This is a genomic window from Gracilibacillus lacisalsi DSM 19029, assembly GCF_000377765.1.
Classification (GTDB): Bacteria; Bacillota; Bacilli; order Bacillales; family Amphibacillaceae; genus Gracilibacillus; species Gracilibacillus lacisalsi.
This window is the reverse complement of the sequence record NZ_KB898662.1, coordinates 13,976-31,218: the sequence shown is the minus strand read 5'-3', so window position 1 is coordinate 31,218 and position 17,243 is coordinate 13,976. Positions and strand designations below refer to the sequence as shown.

Here is a 17,243-nt window from a genome sequence, read left to right as displayed (position 1 = left end):
CAATAGCATATCGTAATTGTTTTCTAGGGTTCCGCAACAAATGTTGGACTGGTCCGAGAGAAAACACACAGTAACTACTGTGACACGGAAGGATAAAAGCCTGGGAGATTCATTCTCCCAGGCTTTTATAGTGTGTAAGGAAAGTATAAAATTTGCGCAGATGTCTAGCTCCGAGCGCCCAAAAACCAGGCGACTTCACGAATCGCCCTACGATAACTCATCATCCTTTCGCTTTCTGACATGACACTTTTGGGAATCAATATGCCTTTAATTTAAGTACCAAAAATAACTTGCATAAAGTCAAAATGGTACTAAACAGTCAATTAAGTACCAAAAATAAAAAACAAACTATTAAATTGGTACTTAAAACAGGTTTTAGTACCAAAATCAACCTTCTTGAATACTAAATTGGTACTAAATCAAAATATTTCTTAACTTCGAGTACATGTGTATCTGTAAGGAGTTTCAGTTTTTCTTTAATGAATGGCAGTTTTACTGCACATCAAAATATTTTTTTGTGAAAAAAGTAAGGAGGAAGTTGTTATGTTAAAAGAATGGCTAAAAGTGATAATCGCTGCAGTATTTGAAGTTTTATGGGTAATTGGCTTAACACACTCCGATCAAATTTTGGAGTGGATTGGTACAGTTATCGCTATTATTATTAGTTTTTATTTCCTAGTTATGGCTGGAGAAAAGATTGCAGTCGGAACGGTCTATGCCGTATTTGTAGGTTTAGGAACAGCTGGGACTGTAGTAGTTGGTGCTTTCTTTTTTAATGAGGAAATTAATCTTACTAAAATTGCACTAATTTTTCTGCTGTTGATCGGTATTATTGGTCTAAAATCGACATCGGAACCAAAGGAGGAAAGTAACTAATGGCATGGATACTTTTAATTATAGCAGGGGTATTCGAAATGTTAGCAGTAATCATGATGAATCAGTGGCATCGACAAAAATCAAAGACAGTATTTAGTTTTATGATTGCAAGTTTTGCGTTAAGCTTTTTGTTTTTGTCTAATGCGTTAGAAACCATTCCAATGAGTATGGGTTATGCAATATGGACAGGAATTGGTGCAGCAGGCGGAGCCATTGTTGGGATTTTATTCTATAATGAATCTAAAAGTGCTAAAAGAATTTTCTTTCTAGCATTAATCATATTAGCAGTTGTTGGGTTAAAATTGCTAGGTTAAGCGCAAATTCGACAAAAAAATATTAATTTCAACAAAAAATATAGTTAAATATCCCTATATATGATATAGTTATCTTGAATTGAGATCAGGAGGATGGATATGAGATTCAGTGAACTTATAAAAAGTATCAATCATGCTACAGAGAATCTTGACTTAGTGACATCCAGACGTTATATAGAGGATAACCTTGAAATATTAAAAGAAAAAAGGCACTTATTAAATCATAACGCCCGGGAGATCTTAAGTTTTATGATGAAGCGTCAGGAATCTGGTTATAGAAGTTTGGATAAGAAAGAATTAGCTTCGATTAGAGCTGTCAATGTGTATGCTGAACAATTCGACGTAAGAGGTATTAAGTTAATCTTAAAGGAAAACCCTAATCTTTTTATGGAAAAAGAAGCATTAAATTTTTTGACTAATGACGCAAAAGTAATATTAGCTGGAATAGGTGTTTTGAAAAAAGATGCCTGATGAGTGAACGAATATGTCGTTCAGTTTGTTTTACTTTGTAAGGAAAGCATATAAATATTGATATCGCAACTTTTTTAGAGATATCAATGCTATATTTTAGTGCTTTTATTGGATAATAAATCAAGTTTTTAGCTCTGACATATGTTGTAGAGCAGATCTTAACGGAGACCGCTCACTTCAACTCCTGTGGGAATTGTTTGACCTGAAGATCCACTTTTTTGAGCGGGTTTTGCTCAAAAAAGTTAGCTGAAGGGCAAACCCCACGAAAAGGGAAGTGGGCAGCCTGAGTGGTGATCAAGTTGTTCAACTATTTCATCATTACTACCAAAGTAATTATGGACGGCGTTGTTTGCCAGTTTTCTTGTCATTAGGTTTTCTGATGAAAAGGTTGAGAATTTAATAATCAATAGTAAAAGGAAAAAGCCGTGATCGTGTTCACGACTTTTCTACTTTATTACAAGATTAAAAGAATCGATAATTGGCATGATGCAAGTACAATAAAAACAAATATGATAGTGATAGGATCATGACATTACTGAAATCATGAATAATCTATAAAAAATTGCCTTGTTTATTCTTTTTCCGCATCGCCCGAGGTATATAAACACAATAGGGCTCACTTTCCAAATAATCTCCGGTTGCTGCATAAGCTCGAGAACGAGATCCTCCACATACATGACGGAACTCACAAATGCCGCATTTTCCTTTATACTGGTCTGGATCGCGCAACTGTTTTAAAATAGGTGATTCCCGATAGATTTCCGGTAATGATTGCAAACGGACATTTCCTACTTTGACAGGGAGTAGGCCACTTGGGTAGACATCGCCAATATGAGAAATGAAAATAAAACCATTCCCGTCATTGACACCTTTAGGCGCTCGACCTAATCCATCCACTGTACCAATTGCACCTTCTGATAAGACATTCTGAAATGCGATATCATCTTTTTCGATTTTTTGTTCTCTTGCTTTTTGCTGAAGCACGACACGACGATAATGTTGTGCAGCAGTTGTTTTAATATCAAAACTAGCTGTCTTTGATACTTGGTATAACCAGCGGAATACTTTCTCATGTTCAGTTGGTGAAATCATATCTTTATCCTGTCCACGTCCAACAGGCACAAGAAAGAATACGCTCCATAGCACGACATTTAATTGTTCCATTAATGCTCTCATCTCTTCTAAGTATTCGATGTTATATTGAGAAATGACGGTATTAATTTGCAGTGGCATCCCAAGTTCGTGTAAATAGTTAATGGCTTCAATCGTACGATCAAAAGAACCAGTAGTGCCCCGGAAGAAATCATGCACCTCTTTGTTTGGACCATCAATACTGAATGCCCAACGAGATAATCCGACCTCTTTTGCTTTTTGCATCACTTCTTTTGTTACATTAGGGGTAGCGGATGGTGTCATGGAGACACGAACTCCTTTTTGGACAGCATATTGAACAATATCCAGTAAATCCTCACGTTCCAGTGGGTCACCACCAGTAAATACAAGAAGCGGGTTATTCATAGACTGGATTTGATCAATTAATTGTTTTGCTTCATCAAAATTTAATTCACGGGGATCACGATGATATTGTGCATCAGCTCTGCAGTGAAGACATTTCAATGCACAAGCACGTGTAACTTCCCATATAACAATAAAAGGATCTTTATGATAGTCTCTCGGTTTAAAAAACGGTGGTTGCTGAGTCAATATAGTACCTCCTTAAAAGGTGTTAACTATATTGTATCGTTCTTGTCATCGATAGGATGTGATGAAATGCACACATATAGATAAAAAAAGAAGCACCATTGACTGGAGCTTCTTTCATATTATTGAATTGGCAATACATATAACAAAACAGCGAAAAAGTGAGCAATTGATCCTGCTAAAACAAACAGATGCCATAATGCATGATGATAATTAAACCCACGCCATACATAAAAAACAGCACCAACTGTATACAATACACCACCGATAACTAAAAGTTTGAGCCCGTTAGGATGCATATTTTCTACTAGTGGCTGCCAAGCAAATACAATAAGCCAGCCCATCAATACATACAGTATCGTGGAAAAATATAAAAACTTTTTAACGAAAAAGGCTTTAAATATTGTTCCGCCAATTGCAAGTCCCCAAATAACGCCGAATAATGTCCAACCTTCCCATCCTCGAACAACCACTAATAAGAAGGGAGTATAGGAACCGGCGATAAAGAAATAGATCGATGAATGATCCAATATTTCAAAAACATTTTTTGCTTTCCCTTTTCGGAGACTATGCAACAGAGTAGAGGATGTGTAGAGGAGTACCATTGTAACACCAAATAAAGTAAAACTAACGATATGCCATACTGTACCGTATAGTGATGAATAGACGATCAAAATAACTAATCCTGCAATACTTAATGCCATTCCAATTCCGTGAGTAACAGAATTAGCAATTTCTTCTTTTACTGAAAATTCATGAGTAGACCCCATTTTGACACGTTCCTTCCATGTTTGAAAAATTCCTGTTATTATTATCTGCCTTTTGCTATGGAAATGCAAGTATTCGTGATTAGCTGTAAAAATCTGCACTTCTCGATATATTTCCTTGATATACTCATACAAAAAATGAGATAAATTGCTAAAAAATGCAAAAGGAATTTCCTTTTTGTAGTCTTATTGTGCTATAATGATGAAAGATTAATTAGAAAAATCAGATAGGATGTTGATTGAGAGTGGAAACAAGATCAAATCGAAGAAAATCAAAAAAATGGTGGATTTTAACACCGCTTATTATTTTGTTGGTTATTATATTAGCAGTGGGTGGTTATGTTTGGTCGATTGTGAATAATGTGGAGGATACATTCGATACTAAAATGCATGATCCGGTAGAATCGATCGACATGGAAAAAGTTAAAGAGAAAACTGAAAATGCTGAACCTTTAAATATATTGTTATTAGGTGTGGATCAGCGCGGAAATGATTCAGGTCGATCAGATGCTTTAATGGTATTATCATTAAAGCCAGAAAAAGATGAGATGCAGTTAATTAGTATTCCACGAGATACGCGTACACTGATTGTAGGTAGAGGTAATGAGGATAAAATTAATCATGCCTATGCATTTGGCGGTGCTGATATGGCAGTACAAACAGTTCAAAATTTCTTAGACATTGAAATTGATTATTTTGTTCGTATCAATATGGAAGGCTTACAAGAATTGGTCGACGAGCTCGGAACGATTACTGTTGACAATGAGATAGAGTGGAGTGACAACAAGTACCAATTTACAGAAGGTCCAGTTGAAATGGACGGTGCAAAGACGCTTGCGTATGTAAGAATGAGAAAGCAAGATCCAGCTGGTGACTTTGGAAGAACGGAACGTCAGCGTAAAGTAATACAAGCAATTGTTAATGAAGGTGCTAACGTAGCAAATGTTACCAAAGTGAACGAGCTAATCGATATTATGGGTAATAATATGTCTACTAGCCTTGATTTTAATGCAATGAAGTCACTACTGAATGGTTATACCGATACAAGAAAAAATGTGACAAGCTATCAAGTGCAAGGGTCAGGAACAACGATCGACGGTATTTATTATTACATTGTTCCGGAGGAAGAAGTAGCGAAAGTAAGAGACATGATCAATAGCTAAAGCCTGAAAAGGGCTTTAGCTTTTTTTGTATGGAAAGTATATAACATTGGTATCACAACTTATATAAAACAGACTAAGGTAGGGAAAGGGATGTTGGGAGCTGGAGTGGCGATATATTTCATAATGGCTACTAGAGGAATCGCGGGTATATTTAGTATGAAGTGATAAGGCCTGGAGGGTTTAGCACAAAGAATAAACGCAAAAAAGTGACGGTAAGATTAAATTAATTCTTACAGTCACTAAAATGGCAAGCCTTTGGGAGTTAATTGAAAGACATACTTAAATATCGAGCCCAACACGCGAGACCGGCACCATGCCGAAAAATGCCTTGTTCTACCAGTTTGCAAAAATCTTTCATATTAACTATTTCAACCTCGATGTTTTCTAGCTCATCTAAAAATTGATCATCTACTTTTGTTGCCTTTGTTGCCAAATACAAATGAATTTTTTCGGTTGTGGAACCAGGAGATGGATAGAAATAATCGAGAGATTGCCAATCTTCTGCCTGATATCCTGTTTCTTCTAATAACTCCCGTTGTGCAGCGTAAAGAGGTTCTTCATCTTCTTCAATCATACCTGCGGGAAATTCAAGTTCAGTGGATTGTAATGGATGACGATATTGTTTTAGCATGACCACTTTATTATCGTTTGTAATTGCTAAAACACAGACACCTTCCCGAAATTCAATATACGAAAAATTCTGTGTCTGTTCATTTGCAAGTAACACTTCATCGATCGTTATTTTAAACCGATCTACTTGTGTAGTGGAACTATGGTTTATCTTCCATTCATTATCTGCCAATGAAACTCCCTCACTTTCTTTTTTTGGGGTAAATCAAAATCATTTGATATAGGATTATATATAACAACACTAAACCAACCAAAAAAGCAATGGAAGTTGGTAGTGGCGTGAAAAATAACAGGTGATAAATGATTAATGGCCATAGTAACGCAAAGCAAGTCATCTTCCATAATTGTTGATATGCTAATTTGCGCTGCAGGAAGATTTTTAGTATCCAAGGACCGATTGCTAATATGGAAACCCCTGTAACAACGATAAACAAGATAAAAAAGGGATAAAAGACAATAACTTGCAGTAGAAATTGACTAAAAGAAATGTGAGATTGACCTTGTTCAAAGTTTGCTATCATTAAAATGACATTAGGTAAGAAGCTAATAAAGAATATAAGAAAAAGATAAACGAGTGTGTCCCTCATGTTTACTCGATTTAACCAAAACATCGCTTCTTTGTTAGGTAATATTGCACTATTTCGTAAGATTGCAAGAATGGCCATGACTATCCTCCGTACTCTTCTCTATTCATCCACTATTCTTTTATATGTACTGTTGTAATAAAGAATTGGATTACCTTCGTCTAATTTGATTTCGTCTACTTCTGCAATAATCAGTAAGTGATCACCTGCTTCAACCGTATTGACTACCGTACATGCCAATGTAGTGAGTGCATGATCTATGACTGGTATACCATCTAAAGTTGTAAAGTCTTTATATTCTTTTTCTATTTGTTTAGCAAAGATCATGGATATTTCTTGTTGTTCTTCTCGTAAAATACTAACGCCGAATCGTTTAATTTTATCGGCATTTTGGTAGAAATTCGTTTTGGAATCTAGTGAAATGGTAATTAACTGTGGATCCAAAGACACAGACATAAATGCATTGACTGTCATTCCTTGTATCTCATTATCAAATTCCGATGTTACGACAGTAATTCCTGTCGCAAATTTACTCATCGCTTTGCGGAACTCCTGCTTGCTCATCGATTAAAACCTCCTTTATAGAATATATCGGGAAATTATACTGAACATTCTATTAAGTTTGCTTTACCACGTTACTAACTGTCCGTAAGCCCCTAACTTCAAGTGTAAAGTTATGAAGCGGATGGTGACGGTCGCTAACTTCCTGATAAGTCTTCCTTTATTTTAACATAATTTCTTCCTGTTTCGTTGTATTTGGTTCGAGAGGGAGGAGATTTAGCTAAAGAAAAAGAGTGAGGGATTTCCTCACTCTTTACTGGATTTCTTCATAATCATATGCAACTTCATCTAGTTGTTCATTATATTCGACAATTAAATTATACCCTTCAAAATACCATGCATCTGTCGCATCAATAAAAAAGGTGATGCCATCTCTTTCCGTAGTTGTAATCGTATCTTCCATTGGTTCATTTAGTGCAAAGGCTAGTGAAAAACCTTCATGTATTGGGCTATAACCACCATATTTAGCTTGAAATTTTATTGTATCTCCATCGCTTACCCCAACGTCATCTTTAAACCATTGTAATGCTTGATCTGACACTTTGATTTCCATGCGTATGCACTCCTTTAATGACACTAAAATAATTCTCTTTAAGCTATTCCCAATATTTATCATTCTTACACTATATTATTATAAACTAATACAATTATTTGGAAATATTCCCCGGGAAATTGTCGAAAATATGTAAAAGACGCTAATCCTACTATTAGCGTCTTTACTATCCTATGAAATGGACTTAAAGAGTATATTGTTTTCCAAGTGTATATGTTGATACGTGTTTTGTTCTAGCTCTGCTAGTCTAGCATAGGTGATCCTGTATGAATTACATGCACCTTCTGGCAATGTATAGTCATTGGTTATTTCGTTCATTTGTTGCATGAGTTCACCTACAAATTCGTGATCCTCGATCATCGTTTTGTTCAATTGGAAAATGTTCTCTCTTAATACTTGGCTAGGCTCTACTTGATATTTTTCAAAGAGCGGGAATAAATCACGTTCTTCTTCTATCATATGACCTTCCATTTCCATTTTGAATTGATGAAATAATTTATATAAATCTTCAAGGTGCGGATGATGCGGACCGTGTACTCGGTATATTTTCGTAACAAACTGACTGAGTGGTGTTAACTCTTCATGTAAATAGTGATGATGATGTTGCATAATATAGTCGACCAATTCTGAAGGAGTGACATCATCCCAATTGATCTCTTTATTCCCGGCTTCTATCCATGCTTGGTAGGATTCATTGATCGAGCCAATAAGCTGTTCCCCATCAACAGGTCTTTTTTTCTTATCAAGAATAGATTGAAGAGGTTGGTCACCGCCACAACAAAAATCAATTTTTTCTTTTTTAAAGAAATCACTTGCTTTCGGGTATATTTTGACAATATCTGCAGGTGTATCAGTTAGTTGGAATTCTCTCATGATATTGATCCTCCTTTACTTGTGTTACTTTTACTGTAACAAAAGGATCAGAAATTATTTGTGATGCAAATCACATTATGTAAATTTTAATCAATTGCAAACATGGTTTTTTCAAAGTTTCACTTTATTCTGATTTTTGTTATACTAATGAAAGCAAAATCTTGAGATTACGTATCGGCTATGAAACTAAAGGTGGTGTAAAGATGGCAGTGAAATATACGAATTTTCGTGGAGATGAGTACTATTTACATGTAAGGAAAACGAACAAAGGTAATCCGTCCTTTTATTTTAAAAAAGATGATTCTAATACTTCAGTTGATAGCATTCCAGAAGGGTATGAAATATATGAACACCCGAATGGAAGAGTCTTTTTAACAAAGAAGTCAAGACGGAAAATAACTGATGAAGAAGTGCAGTTACTTAAAGAGAGTATGGAAAATAATAGTCCAATTAAGGATTATAAGTTAGATATCAGACAAAAAAGTATCTATTTATATACGTACGAAAATCCTGTCCCATTCGATGAGAATCCTTTGATTGTTGAGGCATTGTCCGATCCGAAATATAAAACATATGATGCGCAGTTATGTTTTACATTATTGGATAAAGATACGAGAGCTTTTCAAGTAGAACGTAAATCTTATACAGGTGAAAAAGATGATCAGTGGCTCTTTTTAGAAGAATCTACAAATTTAAAAGAGTTGGCGGACAAATATGTACAGCACCTAGGACAAGAAAGCTATTACGAATTATTTTAATTAGGAAGCTTGGCTAAACAAATGCCAGGCTTTTTTAAAGGTCTGAGTGGGAAGTCGCTGTGTTTGTTCCAAGCAGCGAAGTAACGTAGACATGATTATGTCAGGGCTGAGCGCGGACATCTATTACGCTATTCATCGAAAAAAGCTCTAATGTTAACTTAAATGAACCGAATAACGGAATAAATGTCCGCTCGACAAACGGTTATCTGTTAATTAGTTCTATTACTGCTAATCGAAAATATTATCCATAATTTGGATTAAGTTATGAAAGTGTGGTTTGATGATAAAGTCTTTGGCTCCATATTGTAATGCCCTTGTTACGTTATCGTGAGTGGCGAGGGAAGAGGCCATGATGACATTAGCGCTTGGGTCTAAGTCTTTGATTTTTAGTAAGGCATCTAATCCGTTCGATTTTGGCATAACGATATCTAAGATGATAATATCTGGTTTATATTGTTGATATGCTTTCACTGCTTCTAGACCAGTTGAGGCTTCTGCAACAACTTGATAGGGATGTTGTTCGATTTTCTGCTTAAGCCACTGTCTCATAAATCGTGAATCATCTGCAATGATGACTGTTTTTTTCATCGCTGTTCCCTCATTTTCTTTTTCATTTCACAATTCGACATTCTTCTATCATTATTTTAAAGGAAGTATTAGGCATTGTGAAGCTGTTTTTTTACACTTTAGAAAGGAAAAAGTTTTAGAAGGATAGTAATTTGTGATGTAGTAAAGATATGGAATATATGATTATTCTAATAGAAAAGAATCCGTCCAATAAATTGAGACGGATTCTTGTTATTCAACTTCATTATGAAATAACTAACTATTAAATATAATATAATTTAAAATTAATATCCTGATCATGGTTTCCGAACTCTTTTCCGAACAATGTAACTCCACCTACATGTTCGGCATCTTCTTTTACTTCTACTCTGAATTTCCATCCATCTACAGTAGTGTCTAAATCATGAATGGTTACATCTGACAAAGGTTCCCCATCCATATAGGTGCCATGTGATGTGATTCGAATCGTTTTTAGTAGTCCGTATTGGTTAATATTGTGCGGCCACCAGTCAGGAGTATATTTACCTCTAGTATCCGCAAAATCACCTGGGCTTTGCCATGTTCCTAACTCGATATTGTTTAAAGTGAAAGTAATGTCAGATGGCCATATTTCGTTTGAAAATGGAAACTCCGATGAGATTTCAAAACTGATATCCATTTGTTGTAATTGATCTTCTTCTTGCAAAAAGTTCGGAGTTTTATATTCAATAAATCCTTGAGTAAACCATAATATTCTTGCATCCATTCTTTTAGGGTCCATAAAATATTTGGTTTGATCTACTGGGCCAACAAAGTCTTTACTAGTTGCTAAGCCACAAGTAGGTACAACATGGTAGTCTGTGTAATGACCAATAGGTACTGACGTTTCATATGTAGCAAATGAATGATAGATTTTTTTAGGAAAATTGACTTCAATGTGGTCGACTTTTAGTATGGAGATTCGTTGTAACCCTGATTTTCCCGGTATCTTTTCTGTTCGAATGATACCAGCTTTTTCTAACTTTTCAATATGTTTGGTCACAATCGGACTACTGATCCCTAAAACACTGGATAATTCCTTTATATTCATTTTATTTTTCGATAATAATTGGATAATTTCTAATCTGACTTGGCTTGCTAATGCTTCATATACTGGTAGGGACGACTTATCTATTTCTAATTGCATAATTCCACCAACTACTTTCTGAGTACTAATTAAATTATTTTTATTATCACATATTAAGAATATATTTTCTATTATAATCTATTATGACATATTTTGTAACAGGTTTCATCCGAATTTGACATTTTTAATCATGTATTATCAAAAAAATTGTCTTGTTATCGTTTATTTTGGGTATAACAATGATAAGACTGGTGAAAAGTGGGTGGTATTTTGATATTATCTTTTCTTATTCTTGTATTACTAATATTAATCAATGCGTTTTTTGCAGCTTCTGAGATTTCGCTAGTAGCTTTGAATGATAATAAAATAAAGAAAAGAGCGGAACAAGGTGACAAAAAATCAATTAAATTACAGGCTTTATTATCAGAACCTGGCCGCTTTTTGGCAACGATTCAAATCGGTATAACCTTAGCGGGTTTCCTCGCTAGTGCATTTGCTGCCGATCGTTTTGCCGGGCCATTAGCAGAATGGTTAGTGGCTATCGGTGTACCGATCGCTTTACCATTAATGAAAACAATCGCTGTTGTTACGATTACGATTCTACTTTCGTACTTTACATTGGTAATTGGAGAACTAGTACCGAAGCAATTAGCCTTGCAAAAGGCAGAGACAATAGCTTATAAAACAGTTAGTCCATTATCGATGCTATTTAAAATTAGTTATCCGTTTGTTAAAATATTGAATCTTTCGACGAACTTAATCGTAAAATTGTTTGGAGTAGACCCACATGCCAAACAGGAAGAGGCAAATGAAGAGGAAATTAGAATGCTGGTGGATATTGGTGGTGAACGTGGAACAATTGAAAATGATGAAAAACGGATGATTCATAATATATTTGAGTTTAATGATAAAACCGTCTCCGATATTATGACACACAGAACAGATATTACAGCGATTAATGTGGAGTCAAGTATCGAGGAAATAGTAGATATCATTAATGATAAACGTTTTACTCGTTTTCCTGTTTATGAGGAGGATATCGATCATATTATTGGTATTTTACATATGAAGGACATGTTTCCTTATTTAAAAACAAATGACCAAACGTGGAATCACTTCTTACGTGAGCCTTATTATGTAATGGAGTCTCAACCTATTGATGTCGCCTTTCGCGATATGAAGAAACATAACATCCATATCGCGATGGTTGTCGATGAATATGGTGGAATTGATGGTCTTATTACAATGGAAGATATGATCGAGGAGATTGTTGGAGAAATATTAAGTGAACATCATTTACCAGGTGAAGATGAGGCAAGCAGTGTGAAAAAGGTTAATACGAATCAATATGAGGTAGAGGGAACGACTCATCTCTATTTATTGGAGGAAGCTTTTCAAATGGAGTTACCTTCCGAGGATTTCGAGACGGTAAATGGTTTTATGGTTCATCAGCTAGGATACATTCCAAAAAATTCAGAACGTCCAGCCATTTCTTATAAAAATCTGATATTTGAAGCAGTTGAAATATCAGATTATCGTATAGAAAAGGTACTGATTACGATCGAATCAGGAGGGGATAAATCTTGAGCAGTTATCAAAAAACAAAGCAGGAAGTATTAGATAAGTGGGAAGTATCACTATCCGAGGGATTGACAGCAAACGAAGCCAACAACCGACTTGAACAGGAAGGCTATAACGAAATCGCTGATAAAGAAAAAATACCAACATGGAAGCTGTTTTTAGAAAGTTTTAAAGACGCAATGGTCGTTGTTCTCCTCGTGGCTGCAATCGTCCAATTAGTATTGGGTGAATTAATAGAATCGATCATTATTTTCGTCGTTATTTTGTTAAACTCCATTATTAGTGTGGTGCAAACGAAGAAGGCAGAAAGTTCGCTAGATGCACTTCGGGATATGTCGGCGCCAGAGGCTAAAGTAATTCGCGATGGCACAAGTCATACCATAATGGCTCGTGAATTAGTGCCTGGTGATATTGTCTTGCTTGAGGCGGGCGACTACATACCAGCCGATGGTCGTCTTATGGAAGCTGAATCATTAAAAATTAATGAAGGTATGCTGACAGGTGAGTCTGATGCGGTAGAAAAAATCACTGAACCGATCGAAGAGGAAGTATCAATCGGTGATCAGAAAAACATGGTGTTTTCCAGTTCGTTAGTCGTTAATGGACGAGGTACTTTCGTTGTGACAGCAACTGGCGAGAAAGCAGAGATTGGAAAAATTGCCGAAATGATTGAAACAGCGGAAGCAAAACAAACACCATTGCAACGAAAACTGGATTCTTTCAGCAAAAAGTTAGGGATTGCGATTTTACTTATTTGTATAGTTATCTTTGCCGTACAAGTTGGTCGGATTTGGTTTAATGATGCTAATGTTGATATGACAAAAGCAATCTTAGATGCTTTAATGTTCTCGGTTGCAATTGCAGTAGCAGCTATTCCTGAGGCTTTGCAGTCGATTGTGACGATTGTTTTATCAGTAGGTACTAATAAAATGGCCAAGCAGCACGCGATCATTCGTCGTTTACCGGCAGTAGAAACACTTGGTTCTACGAGTGTCATTTGTACCGATAAAACCGGAACATTAACCCAAAATAAAATGACTGTTACAGAAGTATATTTGCCGGAAATAGAGGATCCGTTTAGTAATAAAAAATGGGCGAAAAGTGAACGACTAATCATTCAAACTGCAGCACTTTGTAATGATTCCTATATTAATGAAGATAACAATGAAATTGGAGATCCGACAGAAATTGCACTGATTCGATTGGCAGATAAGCAAAACCAGCCATATAAGGAATTGCGAAATAAATATACGCGTGAAGCAGAACTGCCTTTTGACTCTGCAAGAAAAATGATGTCGACTGTCTATACAATTGATGGAGAACGGTTGATGTTAATCAAAGGCGGTCCAGATGTAATGTTAGACCGTGCAAGTACTATTTTAGTTAACGGAGAGCAACAAGAACTAACTTCAGAATGGCTAGAACATTTAGCGAAGCAAAATGAGCGTTACTCCAAACAAGCTTTACGTGTTTTAGCATTTGCATATAAAAAAATAGAAAAAGATCAACAGATTACGTTAGATGATGAACAAGATTTCACGTTAATCGGTTTTACGGCAATGATGGATCCACCAAGAGATGCCGTTTATGGATCCATTGAAGAGGCGAAAAAAGCAGGTATAAAACCTGTCATGATCACCGGTGATCATAAAACAACCGCAGAAGCGATCGGTAAGGATATCGGATTAATGGCTGAAGGTGATTTAGCTGTTACTGGTAGAGAATTGGACGATATGACTGATACAGAATTAGATGAGAAATTAGAACATATTGCTGTTTATGCCCGAGTTTCACCTGAAAATAAAATCCGAATTGTGAAAGCATGGCAGCGCAAAGACCAAATTACTGCAATGACAGGTGATGGGGTCAATGATGCACCAGCGTTAAAACAGGCTGATATTGGAATTGGCATGGGAAGTGGAACCGATGTGGCGAAGGATTCGGCAGCAATGATTTTAACCGATGATAATTTTGTATCGATTGTAAAAGCAGTAAGTGTAGGACGTACGGTCTTCGATAATATCAAAAAATCGATCGCATATTTATTTGCTGGTAACTTAGGTGCAATTATTGCGATTTTGTTTGCCGTAATCATGAATTGGGCCAATCCGTTCACAGCATTACAATTATTATTTATCAACCTTGTTAATGATTCTTTACCGGCTATCGCTTTAGGGATGGAAAAATCAGAACCAAACGTCATGAAGCGTAAGCCACGAAAAATCGATGAGGGGATTTTTGCTGAAGGTACATTACGATCGGTCATTATCCGAGGGTTGTTAATTGGGGTGGCAGTTATTATCTCTCATTATATTGGATTACAGCACTCAGAGGGAATGGGGGTAGCAATGGCATTTACCACTCTTATTCTGTCGCGGACGTTACAAACCTTCCCAGCAAGGTCAAATGTCCAGACTGCTTTTGGTGCAGGATTTTTCCAAAATAAATATGTGCTAGGGGCTGTCGTAGTTGGGTTTGTACTATATTCGATTACGATTATGCCTTTCGCAAGAGAAGTGTTCCATATTCCAGCTGAATTTGGCTGGAGCCAAGGATTCATTGCTTTTGCATTAGCACTCGGAAGTGTGATATTAATGGAGAGTGTGAAGGTGATTAAAAATAAAGACTAAATAATGGTAAGACTAGTGCTACTGTGGGCGACCTAATAAGAATATCGCGTCAACAGTAGCACTATTTCATTACTTTTTCACCAATTAGATGGGAAATTATGATAAGATATATGTAAGGGTTTTCAATAATAAAGAATGGGGTGAAATAATGAAAGTTTTAGTTACAGGAGCTAATAGAGGCTTAGGCTTAGCCTTAGTGCGTAGTGGTCTGAAACAAGGCAATATTATTTTTGCTGCTGTTCGTTCTGTAGCGGATAAACATATAAAAGAATTGCAAAATTTAAAAGAATCTTATGAAGGACAACTTCGAATTATACATATGGACGTAACGAATGAAAAATCAGTCAAGCAAGCCGCGGAAGCTGTGAAATTGACTGATCAATATTTAGATGTGATTATAAATAATGCAGCTATTTTAAATGAACGGGAAAAGACGATTGAAGAATTGGATATGAATGCCGTAATGCAAGCATTTGATGTGAACACTTTAGGACCAATGCGAGTAGTGAAACATTTCCTTCCGGTTTTACGAATAGGACTTAAACAACATGTGGCAGAAACACAAGCGATTATTAATATTAGTTCCGAAGCTGGAAGTCTTACCAATGCTTATAGTGGTGACTATCCTTATGGTATGACAAAAGTGGCTTTGAATATGCTGACTGAGAAATTAAAGGTGTATTTGAAGGATGAACCAGTGGAAGTTGTATCTGTACATCCAGGATGGATGAAAACAGATATGGGGGGAGAGAAAGCACCAAAAGATCCTGATGATACAGCCGATCATATATATCACCTTATAGAAAATGGCTGGAAATCGAGTCCATTTGCATTTATTGATGATAATGGGAATCATATGGATATCTAATTTGTTAATCTAATCCGTCTTCTTTTGTAATCGTATACATTAATATTAATGTTATGCTATAATGTGTACGGAGAATTACAGAGAAAGGTGGATTTTATTTTGGATAAATTAAATATGTGGATTGCTATTGTAGTAGCATTAGGTATATTAATAGTTGTTAATCTTTATAGTGATGAACTAAATGGTTTATCAAATGGTGGAAAAGCTAGTTTATTGGAAATGACTGGGGAATATGGTGACTATGACCCTGCATTAGGGATTGATGATCCAGTACATGATCCGTCGATATTCGAGGCGAACAATGAATATTTCGTAGTATCTACAGGGATAGCAAGGAGTACAGAAGATCCTGGAGGTATCTTCGTAAGAAAATCTAGGGAATCCTTAGCAGGTCCATGGGAAGGGATGGGAGAAATAGCGGTGCCGGAATGGATTTTTGAGTATAATACAGCACATTTATGGGCTCCTCATGTTGTAGAAAAGGATGGTACATATTATCTCTATTATGCAGCGTCCATCTTTGGTACAAACCAATCTGGAATTGGTGTTGCTAGTACGACTACACCAGGCAATATAACTAGCTGGGAAGACCATGGACCGATTGTTACGTCAGCACCTGGTGAAACAGAATATAACGCAATAGATCCGATGGTTTTCAATGCCGAAGATAGTTGGTGGATGGTTTATGGCTCGCATTTTGGTGGAATTGTCGTTCAAGAGCTTTCAGATAATATGAAAGAATTAAATGGAGAACCGACGAAAATTGCTTCCAGACAAGCTACAACTCAACACAATGCTATCGAAGGACCGACTATTTTTGAACGAGATGGTTATTTTTATCTATTAACTTCTTGGGATTCTTGCTGTAATGGAGTAGATAGTACCTATAAAGTAGCGGTAGGTCGTGCTGAAACTGTAACCGGACCTTACCTAGATTCAGAAGGGGAAGAGCTATTACAAGGCGGTGGTGATATTATATTAGATAGCCAGAGTAATCAAATTGGTCCAGGTGGGCAAGATATTATACAGAAAAATGACGACTATTATATGGTTTATCATTATTATGATGGAGATGCCGATGGTGTCATTCGTATGCAAATCCGAAAAATAAACTGGCATAATGATTGGCCAACATTTTAACTACATGAAGAAAAATAGGCATCTGATAGCGGATGCCTGTTTTTTTTTGCAAGTACCCAAGTATTTAGGATCCAAATGATATTCTTTCATTTCATTACTAG

General features: G+C 36.1%; 18 protein-coding genes and 1 riboswitch. Of the genes, 9 read left to right on the top strand and 9 right to left on the bottom strand.

Annotated elements, in window-relative coordinates:
• Positions 1-12 precede the first annotated feature (12 nt).
• Positions 13-109, top strand: a riboswitch (guanidine-I (ykkC/yxkD leader).
• Positions 110-543: 434 nt separating this feature from the next.
• The 3 genes from D569_RS0100155 (at position 544) to D569_RS0100145 (ending at position 1,661) form a co-directional block, all read left to right on the top strand.
• Positions 544-876, top strand: a complete 333-nt coding sequence (locus tag D569_RS0100155) for a DMT family transporter (protein ID WP_018930362.1) — start codon at positions 544-546, stop codon at positions 874-876.
• Positions 876-1,190: a DMT family transporter gene (locus D569_RS0100150; RefSeq protein WP_018930361.1), complete on the top strand. Its 315-nt coding sequence runs from the start codon at positions 876-878 to the stop codon at positions 1,188-1,190. The genes D569_RS0100155 and D569_RS0100150 overlap by 1 nt, the downstream gene beginning before the upstream one ends.
• Before the next feature lie 99 nt (positions 1,191-1,289).
• Complete coding sequence (locus D569_RS0100145; protein ID WP_018930360.1) at positions 1,290-1,661, top strand: hypothetical protein; 372 nt, start codon at positions 1,290-1,292, stop codon at positions 1,659-1,661.
• Positions 1,662-2,213: 552 nt separating this feature from the next.
• Here D569_RS0100145 and D569_RS0100140 read toward each other — a convergent pair.
• Together D569_RS0100140 and trhA are read right to left on the bottom strand one after the other, a co-directional pair.
• Positions 2,214-3,365 carry a TIGR04053 family radical SAM/SPASM domain-containing protein gene (locus D569_RS0100140; protein ID WP_018930359.1) on the bottom strand — a complete coding sequence of 384 codons (1,152 nt, stop codon included), beginning with the start codon at positions 3,363-3,365 and terminating at the stop codon, positions 2,214-2,216.
• A gap of 119 nt (positions 3,366-3,484) precedes the next feature.
• Positions 3,485-4,132: a PAQR family membrane homeostasis protein TrhA gene (gene trhA / locus D569_RS0100135; protein WP_018930358.1), complete on the bottom strand. Its 648-nt coding sequence runs from the start codon at positions 4,130-4,132 to the stop codon at positions 3,485-3,487.
• A gap of 242 nt (positions 4,133-4,374) precedes the next feature.
• Between trhA and D569_RS0100130 the strand changes: the two genes are divergently transcribed.
• Positions 4,375-5,292, top strand: a complete 918-nt coding sequence (locus tag D569_RS0100130) for an LCP family glycopolymer transferase (RefSeq protein ID WP_018930357.1) — start codon at positions 4,375-4,377, stop codon at positions 5,290-5,292.
• 262 nt (positions 5,293-5,554) lie between these two features.
• Here D569_RS0100130 and D569_RS0100125 read toward each other — a convergent pair whose 3' ends face one another.
• The 5 genes from D569_RS0100125 to ric form a co-directional block, all read right to left on the bottom strand.
• Positions 5,555-6,094 carry an NUDIX hydrolase gene (locus tag D569_RS0100125; RefSeq protein WP_018930356.1) on the bottom strand — a complete coding sequence of 180 codons (540 nt, stop codon included), beginning with the start codon at positions 6,092-6,094 and terminating at the stop codon, positions 5,555-5,557.
• Between the two features lie 10 nt (positions 6,095-6,104).
• Positions 6,105-6,587, bottom strand: coding sequence for a DUF1189 family protein (locus D569_RS0100120; RefSeq protein ID WP_018930355.1), 483 nt, complete (start codon positions 6,585-6,587; stop codon positions 6,105-6,107).
• A 21-nt stretch (positions 6,588-6,608) separates the two neighbouring features.
• Positions 6,609-7,070 (bottom strand): flavin reductase family protein, encoded by a 462-nt coding sequence (locus D569_RS0100115; protein WP_018930354.1) that lies wholly within the window; start codon positions 7,068-7,070, stop codon positions 6,609-6,611.
• 250 nt (positions 7,071-7,320) lie between these two features.
• Entirely contained in the window at positions 7,321-7,620 is a 300-nt protein-coding gene (locus D569_RS0100110) for a HesB/YadR/YfhF family protein (RefSeq protein ID WP_018930353.1), read from the bottom strand.
• A 171-nt stretch (positions 7,621-7,791) separates the two neighbouring features.
• Positions 7,792-8,493: an iron-sulfur cluster repair di-iron protein gene (gene ric / locus D569_RS0100105; RefSeq protein ID WP_018930352.1), complete on the bottom strand. Its 702-nt coding sequence runs from the start codon at positions 8,491-8,493 to the stop codon at positions 7,792-7,794.
• Between the two features lie 203 nt (positions 8,494-8,696).
• Between ric and D569_RS0100100 the strand changes: the two genes are divergently transcribed.
• Positions 8,697-9,251 (top strand): hypothetical protein, encoded by a 555-nt coding sequence (locus D569_RS0100100; RefSeq protein WP_018930351.1) that lies wholly within the window; start codon positions 8,697-8,699, stop codon positions 9,249-9,251.
• Positions 9,252-9,479: 228 nt separating this feature from the next.
• Here the strand turns inward: D569_RS0100100 and D569_RS0100095 are convergent, their stop codons facing one another.
• Positions 9,480-9,839 carry a response regulator gene (locus D569_RS0100095; RefSeq protein WP_018930350.1) on the bottom strand — a complete coding sequence of 120 codons (360 nt, stop codon included), beginning with the start codon at positions 9,837-9,839 and terminating at the stop codon, positions 9,480-9,482.
• A gap of 241 nt (positions 9,840-10,080) precedes the next feature.
• Positions 10,081-10,983, bottom strand: coding sequence for an ArsR/SmtB family transcription factor (locus D569_RS0100090; RefSeq protein ID WP_018930349.1), 903 nt, complete (start codon positions 10,981-10,983; stop codon positions 10,081-10,083).
• A gap of 210 nt (positions 10,984-11,193) precedes the next feature.
• Between D569_RS0100090 and D569_RS0100085 the strand changes: the two genes are divergently transcribed.
• From D569_RS0100085 to D569_RS0100070, 4 genes are all read left to right on the top strand, one after another.
• Positions 11,194-12,510, top strand: a complete 1,317-nt coding sequence (locus D569_RS0100085) for a hemolysin family protein (protein WP_018930348.1) — start codon at positions 11,194-11,196, stop codon at positions 12,508-12,510.
• Positions 12,507-15,134, top strand: coding sequence for a cation-translocating P-type ATPase (locus D569_RS0100080; RefSeq protein WP_018930347.1), 2,628 nt, complete (start codon positions 12,507-12,509; stop codon positions 15,132-15,134). The genes D569_RS0100085 and D569_RS0100080 overlap by 4 nt, the downstream gene beginning before the upstream one ends.
• 148 nt (positions 15,135-15,282) lie before the next feature.
• Positions 15,283-16,002 (top strand): SDR family oxidoreductase, encoded by a 720-nt coding sequence (locus tag D569_RS0100075; RefSeq protein WP_018930346.1) that lies wholly within the window; start codon positions 15,283-15,285, stop codon positions 16,000-16,002.
• 99 nt (positions 16,003-16,101) lie between these two features.
• On the top strand, positions 16,102-17,142 hold the full coding sequence (locus D569_RS0100070) for an arabinan endo-1,5-alpha-L-arabinosidase (protein WP_018930345.1): 1,041 nt from the start codon (positions 16,102-16,104) through the stop codon (positions 17,140-17,142).
• The last annotated feature ends 101 nt before the right edge of the window (positions 17,143-17,243 follow it).

Bases quoted from the DNA above. Each gene is read 5' to 3' on its own strand.
- D569_RS0100155 (WP_018930362.1), top strand. From the start codon at position 544: ATGTTAAAAGAATGGCTAAAAGTGATAATCGCTGCAGTATTTGAAGTT.
- D569_RS0100150 (WP_018930361.1), top strand. From the start codon at position 876: ATGGCATGGATACTTTTAATTATAGCAGGGGTATTCGAAATGTTAGCA.
- D569_RS0100145 (WP_018930360.1), top strand. From the start codon at position 1,290: ATGAGATTCAGTGAACTTATAAAAAGTATCAATCATGCTACAGAGAAT.
- trhA (WP_018930358.1), bottom strand. From the start codon at position 4,132: ATGGGGTCTACTCATGAATTTTCAGTAAAAGAAGAAATTGCTAATTCT.
- D569_RS0100120 (WP_018930355.1), bottom strand. From the start codon at position 6,587: ATGGCCATTCTTGCAATCTTACGAAATAGTGCAATATTACCTAACAAA.
- D569_RS0100115 (WP_018930354.1), bottom strand. From the start codon at position 7,070: ATGAGCAAGCAGGAGTTCCGCAAAGCGATGAGTAAATTTGCGACAGGA.
- D569_RS0100110 (WP_018930353.1), bottom strand. From the start codon at position 7,620: ATGGAAATCAAAGTGTCAGATCAAGCATTACAATGGTTTAAAGATGAC.
- ric (WP_018930352.1), bottom strand. From the start codon at position 8,493: ATGAGAGAATTCCAACTAACTGATACACCTGCAGATATTGTCAAAATA.
- D569_RS0100100 (WP_018930351.1), top strand. From the start codon at position 8,697: ATGGCAGTGAAATATACGAATTTTCGTGGAGATGAGTACTATTTACAT.
- D569_RS0100095 (WP_018930350.1), bottom strand. From the start codon at position 9,839: ATGAAAAAAACAGTCATCATTGCAGATGATTCACGATTTATGAGACAG.
- D569_RS0100090 (WP_018930349.1), bottom strand. From the start codon at position 10,983: ATGCAATTAGAAATAGATAAGTCGTCCCTACCAGTATATGAAGCATTA.
- D569_RS0100075 (WP_018930346.1), top strand. From the start codon at position 15,283: ATGAAAGTTTTAGTTACAGGAGCTAATAGAGGCTTAGGCTTAGCCTTA.